Source organism: Streptomyces sp. NH27 (assembly GCF_056859195.1).
The window spans coordinates 1-985 of sequence record NZ_JACEGK010001000.1; the positions used below are offsets into that span (position 1 = coordinate 1).

The following is a 985-nucleotide window of genomic DNA, read 5'->3' on the forward strand; positions in this document are numbered from 1 at the left end:
GTCCACCCCTGGTTCGCCCGCCCCTGGTTCGCCCGCCCCCGCGCCGGGGACGAGCCACCTCCGATCCGCCTCGGAGCCGCCCGGCCATGACCGGCCGGCACGCAGCGGATGCGGGTGAGGTGTGCGCCGCACCCATGACGAACGGCCCCCGCGGTCCTTATCCTGCTCAGGCCGTATGGCACGGCGGGAAGCGGGTGCGGGTATGCGGGCGTGGGAGGACACGGCGGCCGAGGTGGCCGGCGGGCGGCTGGCGGTACGACGGTGGCCGGGCCGGCCGGGAGCGGGCGTCGTGCTCGCCGCGCACGGCATCTCCGGCAACGGGCTTTCCTGGGCGCTGGTCGCCGAGGCGCTCGGGGACGTGGAGTTGATCGCTCCCGACCTGCGCGGGCGCGGCCGCAGCCGTGACGTGCCGGGGCCGTCCAGCATGGCGCGACACGCCGGGGACCTGGTGGCGGTGCTCGACCACCTCGGGATCGGACGGGCGGTGCTGGCCGGCCACTCGATGGGCGGGTACGCCGCGTGCGTGGCGGGCCGGCGCGACCCGGAGCGGTACAGCGAACTGGTCCTGGTCGACGGCGGGTTGGGCATCCCCGTGCCGCAGGACGTGGACATCGACGCGTTGCTGCACGCGGTGATCGGACCGGCGATGGCCAAGCTGGACATGGAGTTCGCCGACCGGGCGGCCTATCACCGGTTCTGGGCGGAGCATCCGGCGTTCGCCCGGCTCGGCGGTCCGCTGCTGGCGGACTACCTGGACCGCGACCTGACCGGCGAGGCGCCGCATTTGCGCTCCGCGTGCCGGAAGGCGGCGGTCCAGGAGGACGCCGAGGACGAGCTGCGCAACCCCGAGGTGTTCGCCGCGATCCACGAACTGACGCTCCCCGCAACCTTGTTGTGGGCCGAGCGCGGGCTGAGGAACGAGCCGGTGGGCCTGTACGCGCCGGACGTGATCGCGGCGAGCGGGCTGGCCGACGAGGGCGTGGAC

At 74.9% G+C, this 985-nt stretch carries 1 protein-coding gene; it reads left to right on the forward strand.

The genetic code is table 11. The features are described 5' to 3' along the window. Window positions 1–202 precede the first annotated feature (202 nt). Window positions 203–985: alpha/beta fold hydrolase (locus tag AC13HU_RS37660; RefSeq protein ID WP_483046505.1), on the forward strand; the 783-nt coding region annotated here is incomplete at its 3' end.